The following is a 21431-nucleotide window of genomic DNA, read 5'->3' as shown; positions in this document are numbered from 1 at the left end:
CTTATTCTTTTAAACTTCTATACTTGCATCCTCTGCACTTAATTGATAGATCGTTCCTTCGACTCCAAAATAATCCTTGGCTAGGTCTTTCAATTCCTGCATAGCTGTTTGTGCACGTTTGGCCTGCTCCTCATCAATGGCTTCAATCACCAAAATAGCATCCTTGGTATCTTCAGTTAGCATGGTTCTTTGAGCTTCTCGCCAATTCAAACAACGACAAACGGCTCCTTCTTGGTCATAGTAGATGATCTCCCCTTCCAAAGCTGGCGCATCTTCTTCGGCTCCTAATGGAAAGAACGGTTCGCCTCCTTTCGCTTGTCCTAGAGAGAGTCCACCCACTAATTTATCCATGTCTTCTCCTCCACAAGGAAGGGCATAAGCCATAGACACACTATTGTATAAATCAACCAAGGGATTAATCGGATAAAATTCACGACCCTGGTGAACCCGTTTTAAGAGTGCTTCGATTGAAGATCGGGCTCCTTTTTTTGTTTTAAACTTGCTAAAAGCTTGGCGCCACTCTTGAACGAACCCACTCTGGGTATAGTTTTCTTCATCGATAAATTCCCATGCTCTCTTGGCACCCTTGTCCAACAATTCTTTGAAATAAGGATCCTTGGCTTCATCTACTGTATTATCAATGCCATACAAGGACATCACTGTAATTCTAGCTGTTGGGAACAAATCCCAAAATGCTTGATCGACTGTTACTTTCATTGCTTTACCTCACTATAATTTCTTTTTTTACCTTTTTTAACTAGTTCCCAATCCAAGGTGATATTCTCACGAACTCGGATGAGATACTCTTCTAACTGTGAGACTTCTTTTTTGGAAAATCCTTTTAAAGCAGTTCTCTCAGAGTAAAGATGCTCCCCTAAAATGAAGGGGTAAATCTGCTTACCTTTTTCAGTTAACTCCCATTCCTTTGTTTTGAGATTTTCACTTCTCGGACGTTGCTGAATCAAGCCACGCTCTTCTAGTTTTTTTACGGACCTTGCAACGGTGGATCGATCTACTTTCAAGACTTCAGAGAGTTCTTCCTGAATCATTCCAGGTTGCTCGGCAATTCGCACCAGGTAAAGGTATTGACCACGCGCCAAATCCAAATCTCGAAATTCAATATTTGCTATAGAATCCAGAGCTCGCGCAATGATGCCGATCTCACGCAAAATACTCATCTCACTCCTCCTTTCCTATTAACAGTAGCATAACATATTTTTGTTGCAAATGCAATAAAAATAAATAAGAAAAAAAGAGGCTGGGACAAAAGTCCTAGCCTCTCAATTATTTTTGAATTGTCGAGCAAGACGCAGTGGTTGAGTGGGCTCTACTACGCTGATCCCATCAGCTTTTACAGCCCTACTCAACTGTGCGGAGGTGGGACGACGAAATCGAATTCTAACGAATTACCGATTTCTGTCCCACTCTCCCTTATTCCGTTTTTTCTTTTTTTATCAAGCGTAACCGACGCTTTAATTTTTGTGAAACTTCTCTATGTCGAAAGTCCACTTCTTCTGATTTTAACTTAGAGACAATTTCTCCACTGCGCGTTTGGAACTTGTCTTCTCTGGCAAATTGGATACTGGCGTTTAAAATACAACCAATAATCATGATTTTTGCCACCAAGATGAACCAGAACATAATGACCGCTAGGACGACCGAACCAAAGAAACGGGCATCTAAGAAATGACTCACATAGCGATCCACATATTTCCAAAAGATATTTAAGATCGCATACAGGACAGCAACAACAAAGGTCGCCCCTGGCAATACATATCTAAATTTTGGAATTTTGACATTTGGAAGGGTGTAATAGAGCAAGACCAGACTAACAAAGAGTAAGAGGTAGATGGTTGGCTCTGTCAAATTCAGTAAGCGCACATAAATCGTCCGATCAAACGAAAAAGTCTGATAGAGATAGCGAACGATCATTTTCCCAAACATGGAAAGGATCAGCGAGAGTCCAAACAAACCCTGCAAGGCAAAACTGATCAGAAAGCTAAAGAGTCGCCCCCAGATAATACCACGCTCCTTTTCCACCCCATAACTCTTGTTATAGGCTTTTTGGAGGTAGGCAATGCTCTGAGAGAAGATCCACAAAGCAGAAATAATCGAGAAACTCAGTAAGCCTGTCGAAGGTTTGGTCAACACACTCGAAATCATCTGTGCCACTATTCGATATAAGGAGGCTGGCAAAACTTTCTGTAAGCTTAAAAGAATCTGAGTGGGACGAATATGAAAGTAGGGTAAAATATTGGCTGCAATCAGCATCAATGGAAAAATGGAGATCAGCAAATAATAGGCCACCGCAATGCTAGTGATATCAGACTCTGCACTCTGATAAAACCGCACGAAGCCCTTTATAAATGGCTGTCCCAGTATTTTTTGTAGGACCTTTTTCATTCGTCACCTCCCCATTTTACTAAAAAAGAGCAAAGAGCGAAACCAGACACTTGCCTTCAGCTCCATTCTTTCCTCTCTATTTTTTAGTATGTTCCTTCTTCACCTTGACTAGTCAAGATCACTGGACCATCTTTTGTAATCACAAATTGATGCTCGTATTGACAAGAAAGGCCACCGTCAAGGGTCTTATGGGCCCAACCAGTTTCCATATCTGTATCAATCTCCCAAGTACCGGTATTAATCATTGGCTCAATCGTCAAGACCATGCCTTCACGTAAGCGAAGACCACGTCCAGCACGACCATAATGTGGGACCATTGGTTCTTCATGCATGGTAGGCCCAACACCGTGTCCTACCAAGTCACGCACCACGCCATAGCCCTTGCTTTCCGCATACTCTTGAATCGCTGCACCAATATCTCCCAAGCGATTGCCAACGACCGCTTTCTCAATTCCCTTATAGAGACATTCTTTGGTCACGTCCATCAAATCTTTGACTTCTTGGGAAACATTGCCAACCGCATAAGCCCAGCAAGAGTCCGCCAAGCCACCACTGTATGACTCAGTGTATTTCTTCATTTGCGCCACATTGTCAAAATCTAATTTCGATACATCCAAAACAGATTTATCCAGTGGTTCTGACAAGACCATGTCTACCTTGAGGAGATCCCCATCTTTGAGAATGACGTGACGTGGAAAAGCATGGGCTACTTCGTCATTCAAACCACAGCAAGTCGCATAAGGATAGTCCATGAGACTACCTTCTACACCGATCTGAAGCGGCAAGACATTGGCTTCTTTACAGCGACGACGGACATATTCTTCAACTTCCCATAGGTCAAGCCCTGGCTTGATCAGGTCACGTAATCCAATATGGATGCTGGCAAGGAAATCTCCTGCACGATCCATGGCTTCAATTTCACGTTGTGATTTTAATGTAATCATTGTCTCCTCATTTCTTTTGTTTAATTAATCTTAATCGTAATGGTTGCTTTCGCGACTAGCTGCAGATCTAAATACAAGCTAAAATCAACCAAAGCCGAACGTCTGGTTCGCCGAACAAGCTGTGGTTCAATGCGGATCACATCATCCACCTGCACAGCCTGTAAAAAATTGATGATCAACTGTTCGACAATCAAGCTACGCCCACTGTGTTGCATCATCTTGCGAATAACCTTCATCAGCACTTCGATCATGACTCCATTGGCCAAAACACCGCTTTTCTCCAGCATACTTGGCTCCACTGTGAATTGGTAATGGTCGTTCTCTGTTTGAATCTTTTGACCAATTTGCTCACTAAAGGTTGGTAAGCTCGAAAACTGCACCTTGCTAATCCGATCCATGACATCCCGACGCGTAATAACACCCAGCAAGGTCTGGTTATTACGAACAACAGGAATCATTTCATAATCTTCAGCGATCATCCGTTGGCTAATCGTCGCAATGCTGGTGGACAAATTAGTGGTAAAAATGGTCCGTGACATCACCTTATCAAGGGTCGTCTGAGGCGCCTTATCTCCAGCATCTCTCATGGTTACGACGCCCACTACCATCTGGTGCTGATTGACAACCGGAAAACGACTAAAGCGATTCTTTCGAACCAAATCTAAATAATCCCGGACCGTATCCGTCTCAGAAAGATAGCCGTACTCATGGAAGGGCCGATAGACCTGCTCGACTGTCAAGATATCCGTCTTGATCTGCATATTAGACAAGGCCTTATTGATCATAGTCGCGACGGTATAGGTATCGTGTGAAGTTCGGATGACTGGGATTTGTACCTGATTGGCCAGATCAATCACATCCTCACTCACTTCAAAGCCACCTGTCACTAAGACCGCATTGTCATGCTTAAGAGCCAATCGTTGGATGCTAGTGCGGTCACCCACGATCAAAAGTCCCCCTTCAGACACATAGTCTAGGACGTGCTTTTCCGTCATGGCACCGATGTAAAATTTATTAAATTCTTTTTCGAGTCCCTCTTCACCTGCTAATATTTCAGAGCCGGTGATTTCTAAAATTTCCCGATAGGTCAAATGCTCTAGTACAGCTTTTTGCGATTTGACACGGATGGTCCCGCTTCTAGGACGCGTTTCGACAATTCCTTGATTTTCAGCTTCTTTAATGGCACGATAGGCCGTCCCATCACTGACATTCAAAAAATTGGAGATACTGCGGACACTGACCCGTTTTCCAATCGGTAATTTTTCGAGATAGTCTAAAATCTCTTGGTGTTTACTCATAGAAGTCCCCTCTACCTAGGCGGAAATCATAATAATCGCGCATTTTACGCGTATAGCGGTCACTCCCTTTGAATTGACGAAAGAGACGAAAACCAGCCTTCAAAGCGACCTTTTGACTCCCTGCATTTTCAACATGGGTGACAATCTTAAGCTCCTTCAGTTGAAATTTCTCAAATGATAGATAGACCAACTCTTTGACCGCTTCTGTCATCAGACCCTTTCCCCAAAAATCTTTGCGTAAAAAGTAGCCTAACTCAGCCTCACCCTTGATTTCATCCAACTTTTCAAACTTGATCGAACCGATCATCTGATTGGTTTCCTGATCACAGATCGCCCAAACCCCCAAAGGATTTTTCATGAAATAGTTGGCTAGTACATATTGAGTTTCAGAAAGATCGGCTTGTGCAGGAAAGATAAATTGTAGGTTATCAGGATTCGAAGCAATCTTATAAAAATCTTCCGCATCCTCAAAGAGAAAAGGTCGTAAATACAACCTTTGTGTTTCAATTAGTGAATAGGCAGCTAAGTGCGTCCAAATATTCATTTCAAACTCCATTGTTCGTGTATCCAGCCGCCACTATCAGATCCCTAGTTCTGTCACTATTCCTCTACCAACTGGATGTCTGCTCCAAGTTGGGTCAATTTATGAATAATATCTGAATACCCGCGAAGGATGTATTCCACATTTGTAATTTCTGTTGTTCCAGAAGCCATGAGACCGGCGATCACTAAAGCCGCACCAGCTCGAAGATCCGTCGCTTTCACACTGGATCCTGTCAATTGATTTGGCCCTTCATAGATAATGTGGTCGTTTAAGGTCGAAATGGTGGCTCCCATTTTAGCCAATTCTGGCACATGGTTGACCCGTTTTTCATAAATCGTATCAACAATGCGCCCACGTCCTGCAGCCGTTAAGAGCAAAGGTGTGATCGGTTGTTGCAAATCAGTCGCAAAACCAGGATAAGGAGACGTTTTAATCTGGATCGCCTTCAAGCCCGTCTGCTTTTCTACAAAGATGCTATCTTCAGAAATGGTCATGCGCACACCCATTTCCTCTAACTTGGCAATATAGCTCTCCAAATGCTCATACAGGACATTATTGATCTGGATACCTTCTCCAATAGCAGCTGCAAGGGCAATATAGGTTCCAGCTTCGATGCGATCTGGAATCACCTGATGTCTAGTTCCATGCAATTGTGGAACACCATCAATGATTATGATATCCGTACCTGCTCCCCGAATATGGGCTCCCATGTTGTTGAGCAAGGTTACCACATCGATAATCTCAGGTTCCCGCGCAGCATTTTCGATCACTGTCCGACCTTCAGCCTTGACCGCTGCCAAAATCGTATTGATCGTTGCACCGACACTAACAGTATCCATGTAGATGTTTGCTCCTTGAAGAGGCTTGCCATCAGTCGCAAGTTTCATACTAGAGCCATCCATGGTCATAGCGGCTCCCATTGCTTCAAAGGCCTTCAAATGCAAATCGATCGGACGTGGTCCAAGGTCACACCCTCCAGGTAGTCCAACAGTTGCTTGACCATAACGTCCTAACAAGCTACCATAGAAATAATAGGAAGCTCGCAAGCTATTGATCTTTCCAAATGGCATAGGCATATTCTTCACCCCACGTGGATCAATGATCAAACTGTCTTCTTTGCGCTCGATCTTAGCCCCCATGATGGTCATGATTTCAATCAGACTCGCCACGTCAGAGATATCCGGTACCCCATCAAGGGTCACGATATCATCCGCCAGAATGGTCGCCGGAATCAGGGCTACTACACTATTTTTTGCACCACTAATGGTCACCTCTCCTTTTAGAGGGTGACCACCATTTATTACAATTTTTTTCATCTTAATAATTTATTAGCTCTTTCAAGTCTTTTTCCTTTTACTATCGTTTTTTGTAACGGAAATAAAAGGGACAACGTATTCAAAATACTGCATCTATTATACCACAGATCGACCTATTTTTCCATCTGTAGGAATTTTCAAAACGAAAAAAAGCTAGGATCAACTTGACCCTAACTTTTCCATTTCAACGAATTATTTTACAGCATCTTTCAAAGCTTCTACCTTGTCCAAACGTTCCCATGGAAGATCGATATCTGTCCGTCCCATATGACCGTATGCTGCTGTTTGACGGTAGATTGGACGTTTGAGGTCCAGCATTTGGATAATCCCTGCAGGGCGAAGATCAAAGATCTCACGCGCTGCTGCTTCTAATTTGCTCTCAGCAACAGTACTTGTACCGAAAGTATCGATACGAACAGATACCGGGTGTGCCACCCCGATCGCATAAGCCAATTGCACTTCTGCCTTCTTAGCAAGACCTGCCGCTACGATGTTTTTAGCAATGTAACGAGCTGCATAAGAAGCCGAACGGTCCACCTTGGTTGCATCCTTACCAGAGAAGGCACCACCACCGTGACGTGAATAACCACCATAGGTATCGACGATGATCTTACGACCTGTCAATCCTGAGTCCCCTTGAGGTCCACCAATAACAAAGCGGCCAGTTGGGTTGATGAAGAATTTAGTCTCATCATCTAGGTAAGAAGCTGGAATCACTTCTTTAATGACCTTGTTAATCACATCTTCGTGGATTTGTTCATTGCTGACATCTGGATCGTGTTGGGTTGAAATAACAACCGTATCCACGCGCACTGGGCGGTCGTTTTCATCGTACTCAACAGTGACCTGCGATTTCGCATCTGGACGAAGATAGCTGATTTCACCTGACTTACGCAATTCTGCCAAGCGACGAACCAACTTATGGCTGAGTGAAATTGGCAATGGCATGAGTTCTTCTGTTTCATCCACCGCAAAACCAAACATGAGACCTTGGTCTCCTGCACCGATCAAATCGAGTGGATCTTGATCCGCATTCCCACGTACTTCTAGGGCTTCGTTTACCCCTTGAGCGATATCAGGAGATTGTTCCACCAATGATGGGTGTACTCCAACAGTTTCAGCAGAGAAACCATATTCTGTATTGGTATAGCCAATTTCTGCAATCGTATCGCGAACAACACGGTTAATATCGACATATGCATTTGTTGAAATTTCACCAAAAACATGGACTGAACCTGTATAAACAGCTGTTTCAGCCGCAACGTGTGATTCTGGATCTTGCTCTAAAATAGCATCTAAAATAGCATCTGAAATTTGGTCTGCAATCTTATCTGGATGCCCCTCAGATACTGATTCAGACGTGAAAAGTTTACGTTCTGACATAAAAATGTCCCCCCTTAAAAAAATATTGTTATAGAGTTACAAAGTACTGATAGAAGATTTCTACCACCTTATCGGGACCATATAACACTTCATTATAACACATTACATATGATATGGAAAATGGTTTTTCAAAAAGCCCATTAAATCAGCTTTTTCAGTCTATGCACTACCCAGTTAAACTGACTTAAACAGTCCTCAAAGTTCCTAAAAAGTTCACAAAAATACCCCGTAGGGTATCTATCAATTGACGAGTTCAGCAGGCAAGATCTAGCACCCTCACACGGTGCTTTTTTTATCTTCAAAAATGGTAGGCTACCGCGCACCTATGGGTGCTCGATGACCTACCACCTACTTAAATGATAACATATCTTTAAAAATTTTCAACCCTATCTACTTTAATAAGTCTCCATTTTTAAATAATATAGTTCCAATAAATACCAAGACCCCAAGAATAAAGGATAAAATATTTGGACCTATCCAATAAGTATCTGGCGTACCTATAATGGAAATAACAAATAAGATAGCTGCCGCATTTAGGAGTCCTTTACTTCCTTTTCTCATACCAATGAAAAGTAATATAGTCGCAATCATAAAACAAATATAATGGATGGCACCAATATATAAGATCAGTAGATACATGGGGTTTCCTAAAAATAAAGGAAAAATCATAATACCAAGGTGACAGACTGCTATTATAAGGGCGCTCCATAACCAGGACGACTGAAGAATAATTCTTTTTGGCAAATTTTCTTTATCATTGTTTGATCGTATCTCAGCATTCAACTGATCGTTTACATCTATCTCTCCTTCTACTTGAGAGTCCGCCATCTCTGGTTTAGTTTCAATAGATGATAGATCTTGTACTTTCACCTTGGACTCCCAGCCATCTGCAACTTTCTCAAGCAAACCAAAAACACGACAAACAATATAAATCGATAGGAGAAGATAAAAGAGACCGTAAAAGCTTATACGAGAGATGAAAGAGTATACTATACCTATTTCAACAAGGGAAGATAAAATGAGTAAAAGAGAAGAGACTTTCTGAAGTTTATCACTTGTACTTGTGATCATAACATTAATCAGAAGTAAAAACATTAACTCCATTACACTGTATCGAAGTGTAAAAGCGTAAATATCACTCGTTCTATCCATACCAATCAATATAAATAGTGGAGAAATATTTGTAGAGGAAACAAATAGTACTAAATAAGCTATCGATGATTTCCAACCATCTTTACTTTTCCAATTGTTTAAAAGCTCCCTCATTTCTACATTCTTTATAAGCAAGCAAATCCATATTAAACAAATGATATTTAGCACAAAGGAAATGTTCATCAGATTTGTTGGGGAGAAAGGTGGTAAAAAAAACATCAGTAGTTGGGTAATTGAGAGGAGAAGAGCAGCTATCAATCCTTCAACATTTAAACGCTGCTTCATGATTCTCCAAATTACCCAGCAAATAATCATTCCATTCCATATAGAAAAAATACTAGAGACAGTGAACAGTGGTGTATTTCCATTTAAATTTTGGGGACTATAGTTCACTACTATACTACTACCATAAGAAACAAAATAAAGAATTGCTTCAAAAATTAACAGTATACCATACCATTTTTTTCTAGACATAGATTCTCCTCCACTTTCTAAGAACAGTATTTAACGATTCATTTATTTAAATTATAACACAATTTGTAACCGTTTTCTTCGTGCGTTATCAGTACTAAATAAATAAAAAAGATAGGATTGAACACCCTACCTCCTATCATCACTCTTCATTTTTTAACAATACAGTTCCAATCAATACCAGCACTTCTACCACAAGCGGTGGTATATGATTAATCACCCAATCCGGATCACCCGCAGCAATAAATGAAAAAACATAAATAGCTACTGCTATAAAAAGAGTTGCTTTATTGGCATTCACTATTCCATTCCAAAGCAGGATGGTTGCAATCACAAAACTAATCATATGGATTCCCAAAAAGTACAAAAAGCCACCAGCCCACGCTCCCATTGAAAAGAGACCTAATAAAAGTAAAACTATATAAACAATGGCCAAAAACAAAGCAATAGAAAGGATTACAGAATTTCCAATTCTCTTCTCTGGCTTCATTTCATTGTTCGGAAAAAGACTTTCATCTGAAGCATATGCTTCATTTTCTTTATCTACTTCAGGATTTTTTTGTTGATCTGTCATAACTTTCTTCTAACATTTTTAGTTATTCTTTCAAATAATAGCGCTTAAAAATAGAGCGGAAGAACTGATTTAACTATCTCTTTGATCGACCCGAATACTTTTTATTGAGTAGAGTTGACCATACCCATTTTTTGATTAAGAGCTTTTCTCTTCTTTAACCAGGAGTGTTCCGATTAAATCCAAAATACCTAAACATAAGGGAGCAATTCGAAATATTTCCCAGTCCGGATCAAAAGCCAAGATGATAGACAGCAGATAGAGTCCAACACTCGCATAGAGAAGACTTTTATTCCTCTTCTTCATCCCTAGTCGAATTAGAAAGGCCCCAATCGCAAGACTTAATAAGTTTGGACCAAGGAAAATCAAAACGACAAATCCCCAACCATCACCCCAAGGTGCAAAGTAAAAGACAAACAATACAAGATAGATAATAGATAAGTAAAATGTCGCTGAAAGAAGAATAGAATGTAAGCTATTTTCTTTTGGAGGATTCTGAACAGATACAGAATTAGGATAATCTTCACTTATCTTACTATGTTCTTTATTTTCCTCAAGATGTTTCTCTTGGTTTGTCATCACTTTCTCCTAACTTTCTTATATTTTTATGTTTTTCCGTTAACACCATTATTCTTGATTCCATCATTCTTTTCATGATAGCCATCTATTCAATGCTATCTCTTAAACATTAATTTGGACAGGTTTCCAGTTAGATTGCTAACATATCATGAAATAGACTGGAAGCCTTCCCTAAATAAAATCAGCCTCTGCAATAGCCTTTTTGACTTCTTCAATCGGCAGATGAACCAGTTCTACTTCTTTTTCGCGGTAGAGGTATTCGGCATATTCATCGATGCGGTACTGATGAATGTATACCACTCGCTTGCAACCGACTTGAAGCAACTGCTTGGTACAATTGAGACAAGGAAAATGCGTCACATAAGCTGTAAAGCCTTTAGGAATTCCACGTTCAGCTCCTTGCAAAATCGCATTGACTTCCGCATGAATCGTCCGGACACAGTGTCCCTCGACCATAAGACAGCCATCCTCTAGACAATGATCTGTCCCAGAAACGGATCCATTATACCCTGTTGCAATGACCTTATTATCCTTAACCAGAACAGCACCTACTTTCGCTCGATTACATGTCGCTCGATTCGAAATCAGTAAGGCCTGTGCTGCAAAATATTCATCCCATGCTAGTCGATTGTGTGTCACCTTTGTATCCTCCATCTCTCCTCATATCGGTTACGATTATTTTCATTATAGCATGAAATCAGCAAGAAAAAAAGACTGAGGAAAACTCCTCAGCCTTATAAATATTATTTACCAAGTTTTGCTTTAGCTGCATCTGCAAGAGCTGTGAAAGCTGCTGCATCGTTAACAGCTAAGTCAGCAAGCATTTTACGGTTCACTTCGATCTCAGCCAATTTCAAACCATGCATCAATTGTGAGTATGAAAGTCCGTTCAAACGAGCTGCCGCATTGATACGTGTGATCCACAATTTACGGAAGTCACGTTTCTTTTGACGACGGTCACGGTATGCATAGTAGTAAGAGTTCATTACTTGTTCTTTTGCAGTACGGAACAAGATATGTTTAGCTCCATAGTAACCTTTAGCTAATTTAAGAATACGTTTACGACGTTTGCGTGATACAACGCCACCTTTAACACGTGCCATTTATATTTCCTCCAATATTTCCTAGAATTCTTTACTTACGAATACGCAATTATTTCAAGCGAGTAAGCATTGCTTTGATACGTTTGAAATCTCCTGAATGCACCATAGATGCTTTACGAAGATGACGACGTTGTTTCTTAGTTTTTCCGTGGAAACGGTGAGAAGTGTAAGCACGGAAACGTTTAAGTCCACCAGAACCTGTACGTTTGAAACGTTTAGCTGATGCGCGGTGTGTTTTTTGTTTTGGCATGATATTTTCTCCTTTTTTTAACTTTCTGACAGATTATTTCTTGTCAGTTGCTGGCGCCAATTGCATGAACATTTGACGTCCATCCATCTTAGCACGTTGTTCGATGATCGCCACATCTTGTGTCGCTTCAGCGAAGTCGGCTAAAACTTTAGCACCAATCTCTTTGTGGGTAATCATACGACCCTTAAAGCGAATGGATACCTTCACTTTATTTCCTTTTTCAAGGAATTTGCGAGCATTGCGAAGTTTTGTATCGAAATCACCCTTGTCAATCACTGGGCTCAATCGAACTTCTTTCACGGTCACAACGCTTTGTTTTTTGCGTTGTTCTTTTTGCTTCTTCTGGTACTCAAATTTGAACTTACCGTAGTCCATAATTTTCGCAACAGGAGGTTTAGCTTGAGGTTGAATGAGAACCAAGTCAACATTAGCGTCGTCTGCAAGTGCTTGCGCTTCGCTAAGTGGTTTGATACCCAATTGCTCACCTTCAAGACCGATTAAGCGAACTTCACGTACACGAATTTCATCATTGATGAATAAGTCTTGCTTTGCTATGGTTTTCACCTCTTTTTTATTATTCGAGAAAAACAAAGAACGGACCTGCAATACAGGCCCGAACTACATGATGTATTTCATTACTGAAACTTGATCCGTAGGGGCCAGGCAACTTGCGTCACAAGGCGAGAAGTTCTCACTTCTGCTTTTCTCAACTTTTATATGATATCAAGTTTTTTATTCTTTGTCAAGAAGTTTTTTTGCTTTTTCTTCAATAAAGGCAACAACATCTGCAATTCCAACACCCGTTGTGTCAAAATGAATGGCATCAGCTGCAGGTTTCAAAGGAGAAACGGCACGGTGGCTGTCCTTATAGTCCCGCTCAGCGATTTCTTTTTTCAACAATTCAAGATCCGCTGTGATGCCCTTTTCAACATTCTCCTTATAACGACGTTCTGCCCGCTCCTCAACCGAAGCAACCAAAAAGATCTTCAACTCTGCATGTGGAAGGACGACCGTCCCAATATCGCGTCCATCCATAACGATGCCCCCCTCTGCTGCAATTTCTTGCTGTAGAGCGACAAGTTTTTCACGGACTGGCGCAAGCGCTGCAACCCATGAAACATTGTTGGTCACTTGGTTATCGCGAATTGGGTGGGTAATATCCACGTCTGCTACAAAGACAAGCTGCTCTCCTTCTTCTGAACGACCGAAACTAATTGGATACTGATCTAAAAGGGCTAAGAGGTCATCAACCTGTTCAGCTGTCAGATTATTTTGCAAAGCTAGGTAAGTCGCTGCACGATACATAGCTCCCGTGTCTAGATACGTATAGTCTAGATCCTTGGCAATGATCTTTGCGACTGTGGATTTTCCACTAGAAGCCGGTCCATCAATGGCAATTTGAATTTGTTTCATGCTGTCCTCAACTCCTACTGAATCTTAACGACATCACCAGGATTCGCATACCATGATCCTGTAGACATATGAGAAGGATTTAACTGTTCCAATTGGGCAATGGAAATACCAGCACGCGCAGCAATCGCTGCTTCCCCTTCACCTGCTTGAACAGTGATCGTACCTTCTTCAGAGTTCTCATCTTTTGAACTATCGTCTTTAGCCGCTTGGTCAGTTTGTGCTGCAGGGGCTGATGATTTCTGTTCAACCTTAGTCTCTCCATTGTAGAAACCAGACATTTGTTTTGATTTGTTGCTGCCACCTGTTGAAAGGAAAATCAACAAGCAGACCATCGCCACTACTACTACAAAGAAAATAATGGCTAAAATCGTCAATAGACGGTCTGCCTTGATTCCGTTTAACTTACTCGTTCTTTTCAATGTTTCTTCTCCATCATCGTAAATATCTTCTTCCCATGGTTCTTTTGCCATGACTTCCTCCTTGTTTTTTCTCGTAAAAATCATTACAATAGAAGTATGAAAGTTACGTTAATTCCAGATCGTTGCATCGCTTGCGGTCTCTGTCAGACCTATTCTGAATTATTTGATTACCATGACAATGGCATCGTTAAATTTGCTGCTGAAGAGGACGACCTCCTTGAAAAGGAAGTCCCTGTCACAAACGATGTTCTCGAGGCTATTAAAGAATGCCCCACTCATGCTCTCTTAAAAGATTAAGAGGGCTTTTTATTTGTTTGCATAATACATCTCGTAGTAATCCACATGGATGAAATTGTCCGTCAGGATTACTTCTCCCTTAAAATAAGGATTTAAGGCAAGTGCATTGATAAAGTATTTTTTCGGCCATTTACGCATACAGAATGTTCGACTGCGCGATCCATCATTAAATATGAGCTTGATCGATTTCTTATTTACTTCGACCTTTTCGATCGAGTCAATCTTCACTTTGATTGGAGTAAAAGGATTGGCTGTAATAATCCGCAAGATCCCATCCTCATAGATCGTGAAGTAACGATGGACCCCAATCGCAAGCAAGACCATAAATAAAAAGAACGAAAACAAAACTAGCGTTGGCACACTAGAACTCTCATACATCAAGGCCAGTCCAATAAAGACCGGAATCACTGCAATGGACCAATAAGTCACAAGAATAGATAAGTCCGGTTGCCAATGATAATGGACCTTTCCAAATATCTTAATCATGAGCGTACCCCCATCTAATAGTTTAGCATAAAAAACAAAAAAAAGGGAGCCAGACAGCCAAAATCACAAAGATTTTTAACTGCTAGCACTCCTTTTAAAAGTTTCATTCTGTCCTAGTTTTTATTTTGAGATACTTTAAAGTATTCATAAACTTTTTCTTTGATCATTTTTAATTCACTTTCAGGAATTTCCTCTACCTTACTCCCTGACGTTTTTTTCAAAACAGTACCTTCGGAGTATATAGAACTGAACATATTGTCATTGTTATCTTGTGAAAATAGGGAGGTGCCTAAAAAATAATTTGTCGAAGAATAATCTAAAAAATCTAGAACAGTTGGTGTCATATTAAGAGAATTTTTCCCATTCACGTCTATTGTCTGAGACGATACACCTTTATAGTATATAAAAAATGGAATTTTATCCAAACTTACATGATCACGGTTTTCATTTGGGAATGCTTTTTTATATTCATCATCAACATACGTCGCATGGTCAGTGGTGAAAATAAGGACTGTATTTTCTGAGATTGGACTTGAATTAAATCGATCCATGAATTTTTTAAACTGCTGATCCATCTCATAGAATCGATTGAGAACTCTATCATTACCATCTCCTAATTTATAATTATATCCATCAGAACCTACATGTGTCCCAAATGTGTACATTGAAATTAGAAACGGAGATTTATTTTTTGAATAATTCTCTATTTGTGAGAACAGTTCCTCATACGCTTCTTTGTCAAATGAGATTTTTCTACCATTTTCCAACTTTGAACTATAAATATTATCAAAACCTAAATCAGAAAGGTAATCTGTAAATTCTTTATTTTTAGGTTCAGTATTTATAAATTCAGTTTTATATCCTTGTCCACTTAAAAATTTAGGAAGAGAAATTAAGTAATTCCGTGAATTATTCTCAATTTGATAACCCGAGAATAATTGACTTTCTATACCTCGGTATGTTGCAAACGTATGATTATAATAATTTCTAAACGATATAGATTTCGACTCATATTCTTTAATTGTTGGAGTAATATTTCTACTGTCATCGATAATATGATGTGAAAATCCCTCAGTAAAAATTAAGATTATATTTGGCTTATCAGGGAGGTTTGATGGTTTTTTAACATAATCTTGAACTCCATCTTTAAGAAATTTTTGTTTAAGCTTTTCTGATTTTATTAGGGTCTCTCGTTTTACTTTTTCAAACTCAATTTTATCTTGTACCAAATTATATGTTGAAACAGTAGGAGACATTTTTACCGATAAAAATTGTAATACAATTAATTCAAATACAAAAATCAAAATAACAAAAATAAGATCTTGGAATTTCCATATTGGGTCATCTTGCAGACTTGCTCTTTTGAATTTTGAGGTATCTAACAATTCAATTTTATTAATCGGTAAAAAACTAAAAAACAATAATAGTAAAATAGCAAAACCATAGATAAACGCTCTACCACCCAATGCTTCCCATGAACTTATGTTATCAACCATAGTCAATGTAACATACGAAGTTCCAAAATTTAACACAAGTATTTGTGTATTATATAACAGCAGTAACACACTATTGAAAATTTGAGTGATAACTTGAAATCTCTTGATAAAGAAATTACTCAGAAAAAAAATTAATGACAATTCAATTAAAGATATGATTGTATAACCAAAATCCTTTGTACTACTGATAGCCAGTAATGAAATTATTAGTGAAAATAAATATTTTATCAAAAATAAATTCTTCAAATAATATAACTCTTTAGCCTTTATTATCTTTCTCTTTAATTCCATTAACTTCTCTCTACTACTCTCTTTAATTTATTAACTACTTTTTTAAAGATACTAATTTTCTCATTTCTCACAATTTCGTTTGAGAAAAATTCTATTGATGAATACACATTTTCCAAGATTTCAGAAGGAAAGTCTGAAATTGATTTTATTTCACATTTTAATTGATTTGCTTGTTCTTGATGTGATTGTAGCGCTTTTATTTTTAAAAATGGTACCCTATGATTCAAGATGTCAAACGGCCTATAGTAAGAAAAATCGGGATGAAGCATATCATCTGATTTTTCCCCTAAAGTATTAAATACAACCTGGTAGTTAAATCCTGTTCTTTTTAATTCAGATGTAAATTTCGTTTCATAATTATCAATAACTTGTCTCACATTATCATAAGATTTTACATTCATCCAAAAACTTTTAAACACTTTTGATGAAACAACTTCTCGGGAATAGGAAACAAAATAACTTTGCACATGTTCTCGAAAATATTTTGTTTTTTTAAAGTTTGTCATTCCCCAAAAATCACAATCTATAGCGGATTCAAATGATCTAAAATAAGGTTCTAATGGCCAAAGAGGACCTATACAAGTGTCATTCATTAATGTCACAGAATCATACTTTTCCAAATGATCAAAACCAACGTAATCCATTCCATCTCGCCAAGCTGCAAAATCAAATCCGATATTTGCTCTTTGAATAATTTCAGTTATTCCAATTATTTCTAATTTTCGCATGTAATTCTTTTCTAAACGACTGTTGGATATTAAAATTACACGAGAAAAAAGTGGTTTTATTTGCTCTAACTGATAAAGAACATGCTCACTCACCTCATCAAATTTATTATAATGAATGTACAAAAGAATTCTATTCATCAACTAAAGTCTCCCAATGACCATTCCTCTGAATCAATCCAGTAGCAGAGTCTTTTGCAGAAATATCATCATCAGAAATGTCAGTTCGATTTAACAAAATTATAGGTGAATTATTTCCCTTTGCAAATGCAAGCATTGTATTCGAACTATCTCTTACAGAAACTTGAAGTTTTAATTTGATATCATTCAAGCTTGATAAACTACATGAGTAACGGAAATTCTTTCTTCCTTTTCCAGCCGTCAAAAAATCTAAAGAATTATCGTTATATACCCAAAGTCCGCGGTCAATTTCAGTTAGTGAGAAAGCTATGTAAGTTTTAATTTCCTGATTAACATCATATGACACCTCAAACTCAATGGGATCTTCAGGACTTGACATTTTATTCGAAAGCAATTTTATATTTAAATTGCTTACAGCTGAATCCTCAACTATAACATCATCATTCGAAACCCTTTGACTTGATGCATTATCATAACTATATTGATTTGCAACATCGTCAGGGTTTCCAACTACTTTAACCAAGCCATTTTCAATCAAAACAGCTTTATTACAATATTTTTTTACGGCATTCATATCATGGGTAACAAGAATCGTCGTCTTACCTGATTTTTTACGCTCCATAAAGTAATCGTTACACTTGCGTTGGAAGGCTTCATCTCCTACTGCAAGGACCTCGTCCAAAATCAAGATATCGCCTTGGGCCTTAATCGCGACCGAAAAAGCTAGACGAACCTGCATACCTGATGAGTAGTTCTTGAGTTTTTGGTTCATGAATTCATGCAACTCAGCAAAGTCTACGATGTCATCATACATAGCATCAATTTCAGATGTTGAGAAGCCCAGCATGGCCCCATTCATATAGACATTTTCACGACCTGTCAGTTCTGGGTTAAAGCCCACTCCAAGCTCAATGAAAGACACCAATTTCCCATCGATGGTGACAGAACCTTTTTCCGGCACATAGATTTCTGAAATAATTTTTAAGAGAGTAGATTTTCCAGAACCATTTCTTCCTACAATACCATAGAAATCTCCTTTTTGAACTTCAAAGGAAATATCTCGCAAAACTTCTTGCTTTTTGTAACCTTTAATTCCTTTAAAACGGTTTACTAGTGTTGTTCGTAAACTTTGAGTTGACTCTGTTGGTAATTTAAAAAATTTACTTACATGGTCTACCTTAACTGCTACATTACTTGACATTATAAAATCTCCGCAAATCGTTTCGAATTTTTATTGAATACAATCAAACCAATCACAAAAATGAATACTGGAATACAATATGGAATACAAGCTATCATTTTATTATCAAAGATATCCCAACCACGTGGATTAACTGGATCAATAATAAAATGACGCATATCTTGTAGCATTTGAGCTATTGGATTCATCATCAACATTTTAGCAACTGCCAAATGATTTCGTTGCAATAAATAGGTAATCGAATAAATAATAGGACTGGCGTACATACCTGCTTGAAGAACAACTTCCCAAACCGGACCAATATCTCGATATTTAACAAATAAGGCCGATAGGATAAATGCACACCCCATAGCTAAGATCAACATCTCAATAAATAAAGGAATAATTATTAGAGAATGAATACCAAATGAAACATTATTTATGAGAGCAAATACAATTACTACTAAAAGATTAATAGAAAAATTAATTGCAGCTCCAAAAACTGAAGAGACAACAATTGTTTGCTTAGGAAAATTCAATTTGCGTAGCAAATCTCCTCTTGAAACAATAGACAACATTCCCATATTTGTTGCTTCCGTAAAGAACGTCCAAAAGATCATTGATAAAAGCAATCCAACAGCATAATGCGGTGTTCCATCATCAAATCTTAAGAAGCGAACAAATACCACATACATGATACTAAACATCATCAGGGGCTTTAAAATAGACCAAAGATAACCGATCGCTGATCCTTGGTAGCGTAATTTAAAGTCTGTTTTGATTAACTCTCGTAATAAAATTCGATTTTTCTGACTAAAAACGTCAAACATTATTTTTTACCTCGATATGCAAACTTTGTCAGAATCAAGCTGGTAAACACAAAGGTGTGAAAGGCTCGGTTCTTACGATAACCATACTTGCGAATACGAGCCAAACGTTCCTTGAACGGGACGTCCATGATTGTCACAAAGTTTTCAATGATTTCTTTATTTTGGAGACTGACAGGCAGATCCAATAGATTTTTTGCTTGTTCTTGACTGGACTCAATGAGATTCCAGTACTTAGCAAAAAGAATATGAGGGCGAACCCAGTTTTTGACCCGTTTTCTAAGGGTACGAGCACCCAGAACGTTGCTACTGTGCTGCCGGTACAATTCTGTTGGCTGATCGATATAGATGAGCTTCCCAAAGGCAGTTGCCAACAAGGCCAAATACCAATCATGCATAAGGAGCGCATGTTTTTCTTGACCTGTCCATAAGTCAGCCAGCGCGTGGTTAATCATGGCCACTCCGCCAGTTACCGTATTTTCCGTCAACTCTTGAATCAGTTCTGTATTGGCATGATCAGACTGGGTACGAATCATGCTCTCATGTTGAACATTCAAGTTTTCATCGACCACTTTTAAATCGGTGTAGACCAGCAAAGGCACTTCTTGAGGATGCTTGGCCGCTTCTGCTACTTGAAGAGCAATCTTTTCAGGAAGCCAGACATCATCTTGGTCACTGAAGCAATAAAGATCAGCTTTTTCATATTTCAGAAGCGCATGGAAGCTCTTGATAACACCGAGATTTTCGATAGCTCCTTGGTTGATAAAGCGAATGCGCTCATCCTGGGCCACCAACTCTTGAATGATCTCCACCGTACCATCTGTCGATCCATCATCTCGGATCAAGAGTTGCCAGTCTTGATAGGTCTGGTCTTGGATACTTTTGACCTGCTCTTTTAGATACTGTTCACCATTATAGGTGGACAACAAGATATTTACTTTCATGATAAGAATAATTCCTCGTACTCACCTACAATTTTTTCCCAGGTAAAGTTTTGCTTCATATTGTCCTTGGCACGTTGACCCCATTCAGATACATCTTCTAAAGAATCAACCCGATCAATCAAATGCGCCAAATTTCCAGTTTCTTTAGTCCAATATTGAGCCGAATCCTTAGCGACCGTTTGGTTAAAGGAGACTCCTAAAACTAAATTCAGATCTGTGTGAGCAAGAGCCTCTAAGAGACCTGGATTGGTTCCGCCCACTTCATGACCATGGATATAGGCAAAGGCTTCTTTACGGATATACTTCAACAGGTCTTGATCATAGACCGTTCCTACAAACTTAACACGAGGATCCTGATCAAATCCAGTTCGATCTCGGAGCTCCTCAAAATAAGGATTGCCTTCCTGGTTACAAATGATCACCAAATCCCGTTTGGTGGAAGAGGCCATAAATTCACGAATGGCGGTCTCATAATTATTTTCTGGGACAAAACGGCCCAAAATTAGGTAATAGTTTTTTCCCTGAGTCTTCCACTTGTGATAGAATTCTCGGACCTTATTATCCTGACTGTTTAGGCTGGTCGGAGATAGGTCCGTTCCGTAGGCAATATAGGTCGTCTTGGACCAAGGATAGGCTTCCTTTATATAGGACTCAATACCAGGGTTGTCAGAAATCACCAAGTCAGCATGGCGTGTCATGATTTTTTCAGAATACTTGAGATAAGCTTGGATCGGTTTGGTCCACTTGGCCCGCTTCCACTCCAGTCCATCTGGATTGATATAGAATTGACCACCCATTTTATGTATCTTGCGCGCAAAAGGTGCCACAAAGGCTCCGATTGTATTGCCCAAGACATAAAAAATCGGCTGTTTAATTCCTTGTTTCTTAATAAGCTTCAAGGCGTAGTTGATGGCCATCATATCATAGGCAATGACACGCGCAGGCCCAAGCTTCGGAGCTTTAATCGTAAAACAATCGACACCCTTGTAGTCAAAATGATGATAGGCTTGATCATTAGAAAGGCAAGCAACATGGTACTGGATATCTGGAGATACTTGATGCGAGACCAATTGGTCCACAAAAGTCTCAAAACCACCATATTGAGCCGGAAGTCCACGACTTCCGATAATAAAAACGTGTTGCATAGAGTTCCCTTTCAGATCATTCACAGTCTATTCAATTATACCATTTTAAAGAA

At 39.0% G+C, this 21431-nt stretch carries 25 protein-coding genes and 1 other annotated feature; of the genes, 1 reads left to right on the top strand and 24 read right to left on the bottom strand.

The window, feature by feature from the left end:
• Positions 1-9: 9 nt before the first annotated feature.
• The 17 genes from M1G14_RS02235 to M1G14_RS02155 all read right to left on the bottom strand — a co-directional run bounded on the left by M1G14_RS02235 (position 10) and on the right by M1G14_RS02155 (position 13897).
• Positions 10-717: a B3/B4 domain-containing protein gene (locus M1G14_RS02235; protein ID WP_155125349.1), complete on the bottom strand. Its 708-nt coding sequence runs from the start codon at positions 715-717 to the stop codon at positions 10-12.
• Positions 714-1178, bottom strand: a complete 465-nt coding sequence (locus M1G14_RS02230; protein WP_155125350.1) for a MarR family winged helix-turn-helix transcriptional regulator — start codon at positions 1176-1178, stop codon at positions 714-716. The genes M1G14_RS02235 and M1G14_RS02230 overlap by 4 nt, the downstream gene beginning before the upstream one ends.
• A gap of 253 nt (positions 1179-1431) precedes the next feature.
• Positions 1432-2403 carry a YihY/virulence factor BrkB family protein gene (locus M1G14_RS02225; RefSeq protein WP_155125098.1) on the bottom strand — a complete coding sequence of 324 codons (972 nt, stop codon included), beginning with the start codon at positions 2401-2403 and terminating at the stop codon, positions 1432-1434.
• Between the two features lie 83 nt (positions 2404-2486).
• Positions 2487-3347, bottom strand: a complete 861-nt coding sequence (locus M1G14_RS02220; RefSeq protein ID WP_049483232.1) for a methionyl aminopeptidase — start codon at positions 3345-3347, stop codon at positions 2487-2489.
• Between the two features lie 20 nt (positions 3348-3367).
• Positions 3368-4645: a CBS-HotDog domain-containing transcription factor SpxR gene (gene spxR, locus M1G14_RS02215; RefSeq protein ID WP_049515543.1), complete on the bottom strand. Its 1278-nt coding sequence runs from the start codon at positions 4643-4645 to the stop codon at positions 3368-3370.
• On the bottom strand, positions 4638-5189 hold the full coding sequence (locus M1G14_RS02210; protein ID WP_024055817.1) for a GNAT family N-acetyltransferase: 552 nt from the start codon (positions 5187-5189) through the stop codon (positions 4638-4640). Before M1G14_RS02210 ends, spxR begins: the two co-directional genes overlap by 8 nt.
• Positions 5190-5245: 56 nt before the next feature.
• The gene (murA, locus tag M1G14_RS02205) at positions 5246-6505 is read right to left on the bottom strand and encodes a UDP-N-acetylglucosamine 1-carboxyvinyltransferase (protein ID WP_155125100.1); all 1260 of its coding nucleotides are present in this window, start codon (positions 6503-6505) and stop codon (positions 5246-5248) included.
• A gap of 192 nt (positions 6506-6697) precedes the next feature.
• Entirely contained in the window at positions 6698-7888 is a 1191-nt protein-coding gene (gene metK, locus M1G14_RS02200; RefSeq protein WP_155125101.1) for a methionine adenosyltransferase, read from the bottom strand.
• Between the two features lie 390 nt (positions 7889-8278).
• Positions 8279-9514: an ABC transporter permease gene (locus tag M1G14_RS02195; RefSeq protein WP_247926236.1), complete on the bottom strand. Its 1236-nt coding sequence runs from the start codon at positions 9512-9514 to the stop codon at positions 8279-8281.
• A gap of 139 nt (positions 9515-9653) precedes the next feature.
• Positions 9654-10085 carry a hypothetical protein gene (locus M1G14_RS02190; protein WP_247926235.1) on the bottom strand — a complete coding sequence of 144 codons (432 nt, stop codon included), beginning with the start codon at positions 10083-10085 and terminating at the stop codon, positions 9654-9656.
• Positions 10086-10220: 135 nt separating this feature from the next.
• Positions 10221-10661, bottom strand: coding sequence for a hypothetical protein (locus tag M1G14_RS02185; RefSeq protein WP_247926234.1), 441 nt, complete (start codon positions 10659-10661; stop codon positions 10221-10223).
• A gap of 171 nt (positions 10662-10832) precedes the next feature.
• On the bottom strand, positions 10833-11300 hold the full coding sequence (locus M1G14_RS02180) for a deoxycytidylate deaminase (RefSeq protein WP_129824413.1): 468 nt from the start codon (positions 11298-11300) through the stop codon (positions 10833-10835).
• 104 nt (positions 11301-11404) lie between these two features.
• Positions 11405-11764: a 50S ribosomal protein L20 gene (rplT, locus tag M1G14_RS02175; RefSeq protein WP_000124830.1), complete on the bottom strand. Its 360-nt coding sequence runs from the start codon at positions 11762-11764 to the stop codon at positions 11405-11407.
• Positions 11765-11813: 49 nt separating this feature from the next.
• The gene (gene rpmI, locus M1G14_RS02170; RefSeq protein WP_001125942.1) at positions 11814-12014 is read right to left on the bottom strand and encodes a 50S ribosomal protein L35; all 201 of its coding nucleotides are present in this window, start codon (positions 12012-12014) and stop codon (positions 11814-11816) included.
• Between the two features lie 33 nt (positions 12015-12047).
• Positions 12048-12578, bottom strand: a complete 531-nt coding sequence (gene infC / locus M1G14_RS02165; RefSeq protein ID WP_003003721.1) for a translation initiation factor IF-3 — start codon at positions 12576-12578, stop codon at positions 12048-12050.
• A gap of 16 nt (positions 12579-12594) precedes the next feature.
• Positions 12595-12723, bottom strand: a sequence feature (ribosomal protein L20 leader region).
• Between the two features lie 23 nt (positions 12724-12746).
• Positions 12747-13427 carry a (d)CMP kinase gene (gene cmk / locus M1G14_RS02160; RefSeq protein WP_031574170.1) on the bottom strand — a complete coding sequence of 227 codons (681 nt, stop codon included), beginning with the start codon at positions 13425-13427 and terminating at the stop codon, positions 12747-12749.
• A gap of 14 nt (positions 13428-13441) precedes the next feature.
• On the bottom strand, positions 13442-13897 hold the full coding sequence (locus M1G14_RS02155) for an SAG1386/EF1546 family surface-associated protein (protein ID WP_003006692.1): 456 nt from the start codon (positions 13895-13897) through the stop codon (positions 13442-13444).
• 45 nt (positions 13898-13942) lie between these two features.
• Between M1G14_RS02155 and M1G14_RS02150 the strand changes: the two genes are divergently transcribed.
• Positions 13943-14143: a ferredoxin gene (locus M1G14_RS02150; RefSeq protein WP_003006690.1), complete on the top strand. Its 201-nt coding sequence runs from the start codon at positions 13943-13945 to the stop codon at positions 14141-14143.
• A gap of 9 nt (positions 14144-14152) precedes the next feature.
• Here M1G14_RS02150 and M1G14_RS02145 read toward each other — a convergent pair whose 3' ends face one another.
• The 7 genes from M1G14_RS02145 to cps2T all read right to left on the bottom strand — a co-directional run bounded on the left by M1G14_RS02145 (position 14153) and on the right by cps2T (position 21378).
• Positions 14153-14629: an EbsA family protein gene (locus M1G14_RS02145; RefSeq protein WP_023917814.1), complete on the bottom strand. Its 477-nt coding sequence runs from the start codon at positions 14627-14629 to the stop codon at positions 14153-14155.
• 113 nt (positions 14630-14742) lie between these two features.
• The gene (locus M1G14_RS02140; RefSeq protein ID WP_247926233.1) at positions 14743-16416 is read right to left on the bottom strand and encodes an LTA synthase family protein; all 1674 of its coding nucleotides are present in this window, start codon (positions 16414-16416) and stop codon (positions 14743-14745) included.
• The gene (locus M1G14_RS02135) at positions 16416-17282 is read right to left on the bottom strand and encodes a rhamnan synthesis F family protein (protein WP_247926270.1); all 867 of its coding nucleotides are present in this window, start codon (positions 17280-17282) and stop codon (positions 16416-16418) included. Before M1G14_RS02135 ends, M1G14_RS02140 begins: the two co-directional genes overlap by 1 nt.
• Positions 17275-18483 (bottom strand): ABC transporter ATP-binding protein, encoded by a 1209-nt coding sequence (locus M1G14_RS02130; protein ID WP_247926232.1) that lies wholly within the window; start codon positions 18481-18483, stop codon positions 17275-17277. Before M1G14_RS02130 ends, M1G14_RS02135 begins: the two co-directional genes overlap by 8 nt.
• Positions 18483-19292, bottom strand: coding sequence for an ABC transporter permease (locus M1G14_RS02125; protein WP_247926231.1), 810 nt, complete (start codon positions 19290-19292; stop codon positions 18483-18485). The genes M1G14_RS02130 and M1G14_RS02125 overlap by 1 nt, the downstream gene beginning before the upstream one ends.
• Positions 19292-20233, bottom strand: coding sequence for a glycosyltransferase family 2 protein (locus M1G14_RS02120; protein ID WP_247926230.1), 942 nt, complete (start codon positions 20231-20233; stop codon positions 19292-19294). Before M1G14_RS02120 ends, M1G14_RS02125 begins: the two co-directional genes overlap by 1 nt.
• Positions 20230-21378, bottom strand: coding sequence for a beta 1-4 rhamnosyltransferase Cps2T (gene cps2T, locus M1G14_RS02115; RefSeq protein ID WP_247926229.1), 1149 nt, complete (start codon positions 21376-21378; stop codon positions 20230-20232). Before cps2T ends, M1G14_RS02120 begins: the two co-directional genes overlap by 4 nt.
• Between the last annotated feature and the right edge of the window lie 53 nt (positions 21379-21431).

Origin of the sequence: Streptococcus parasanguinis (assembly GCF_023109675.1) — a bacterium.
Lineage (GTDB): Bacteria > Bacillota > Bacilli > Lactobacillales > Streptococcaceae > Streptococcus > Streptococcus parasanguinis_I.
This window is presented reverse-complemented; position numbering and strand designations above follow the sequence as displayed.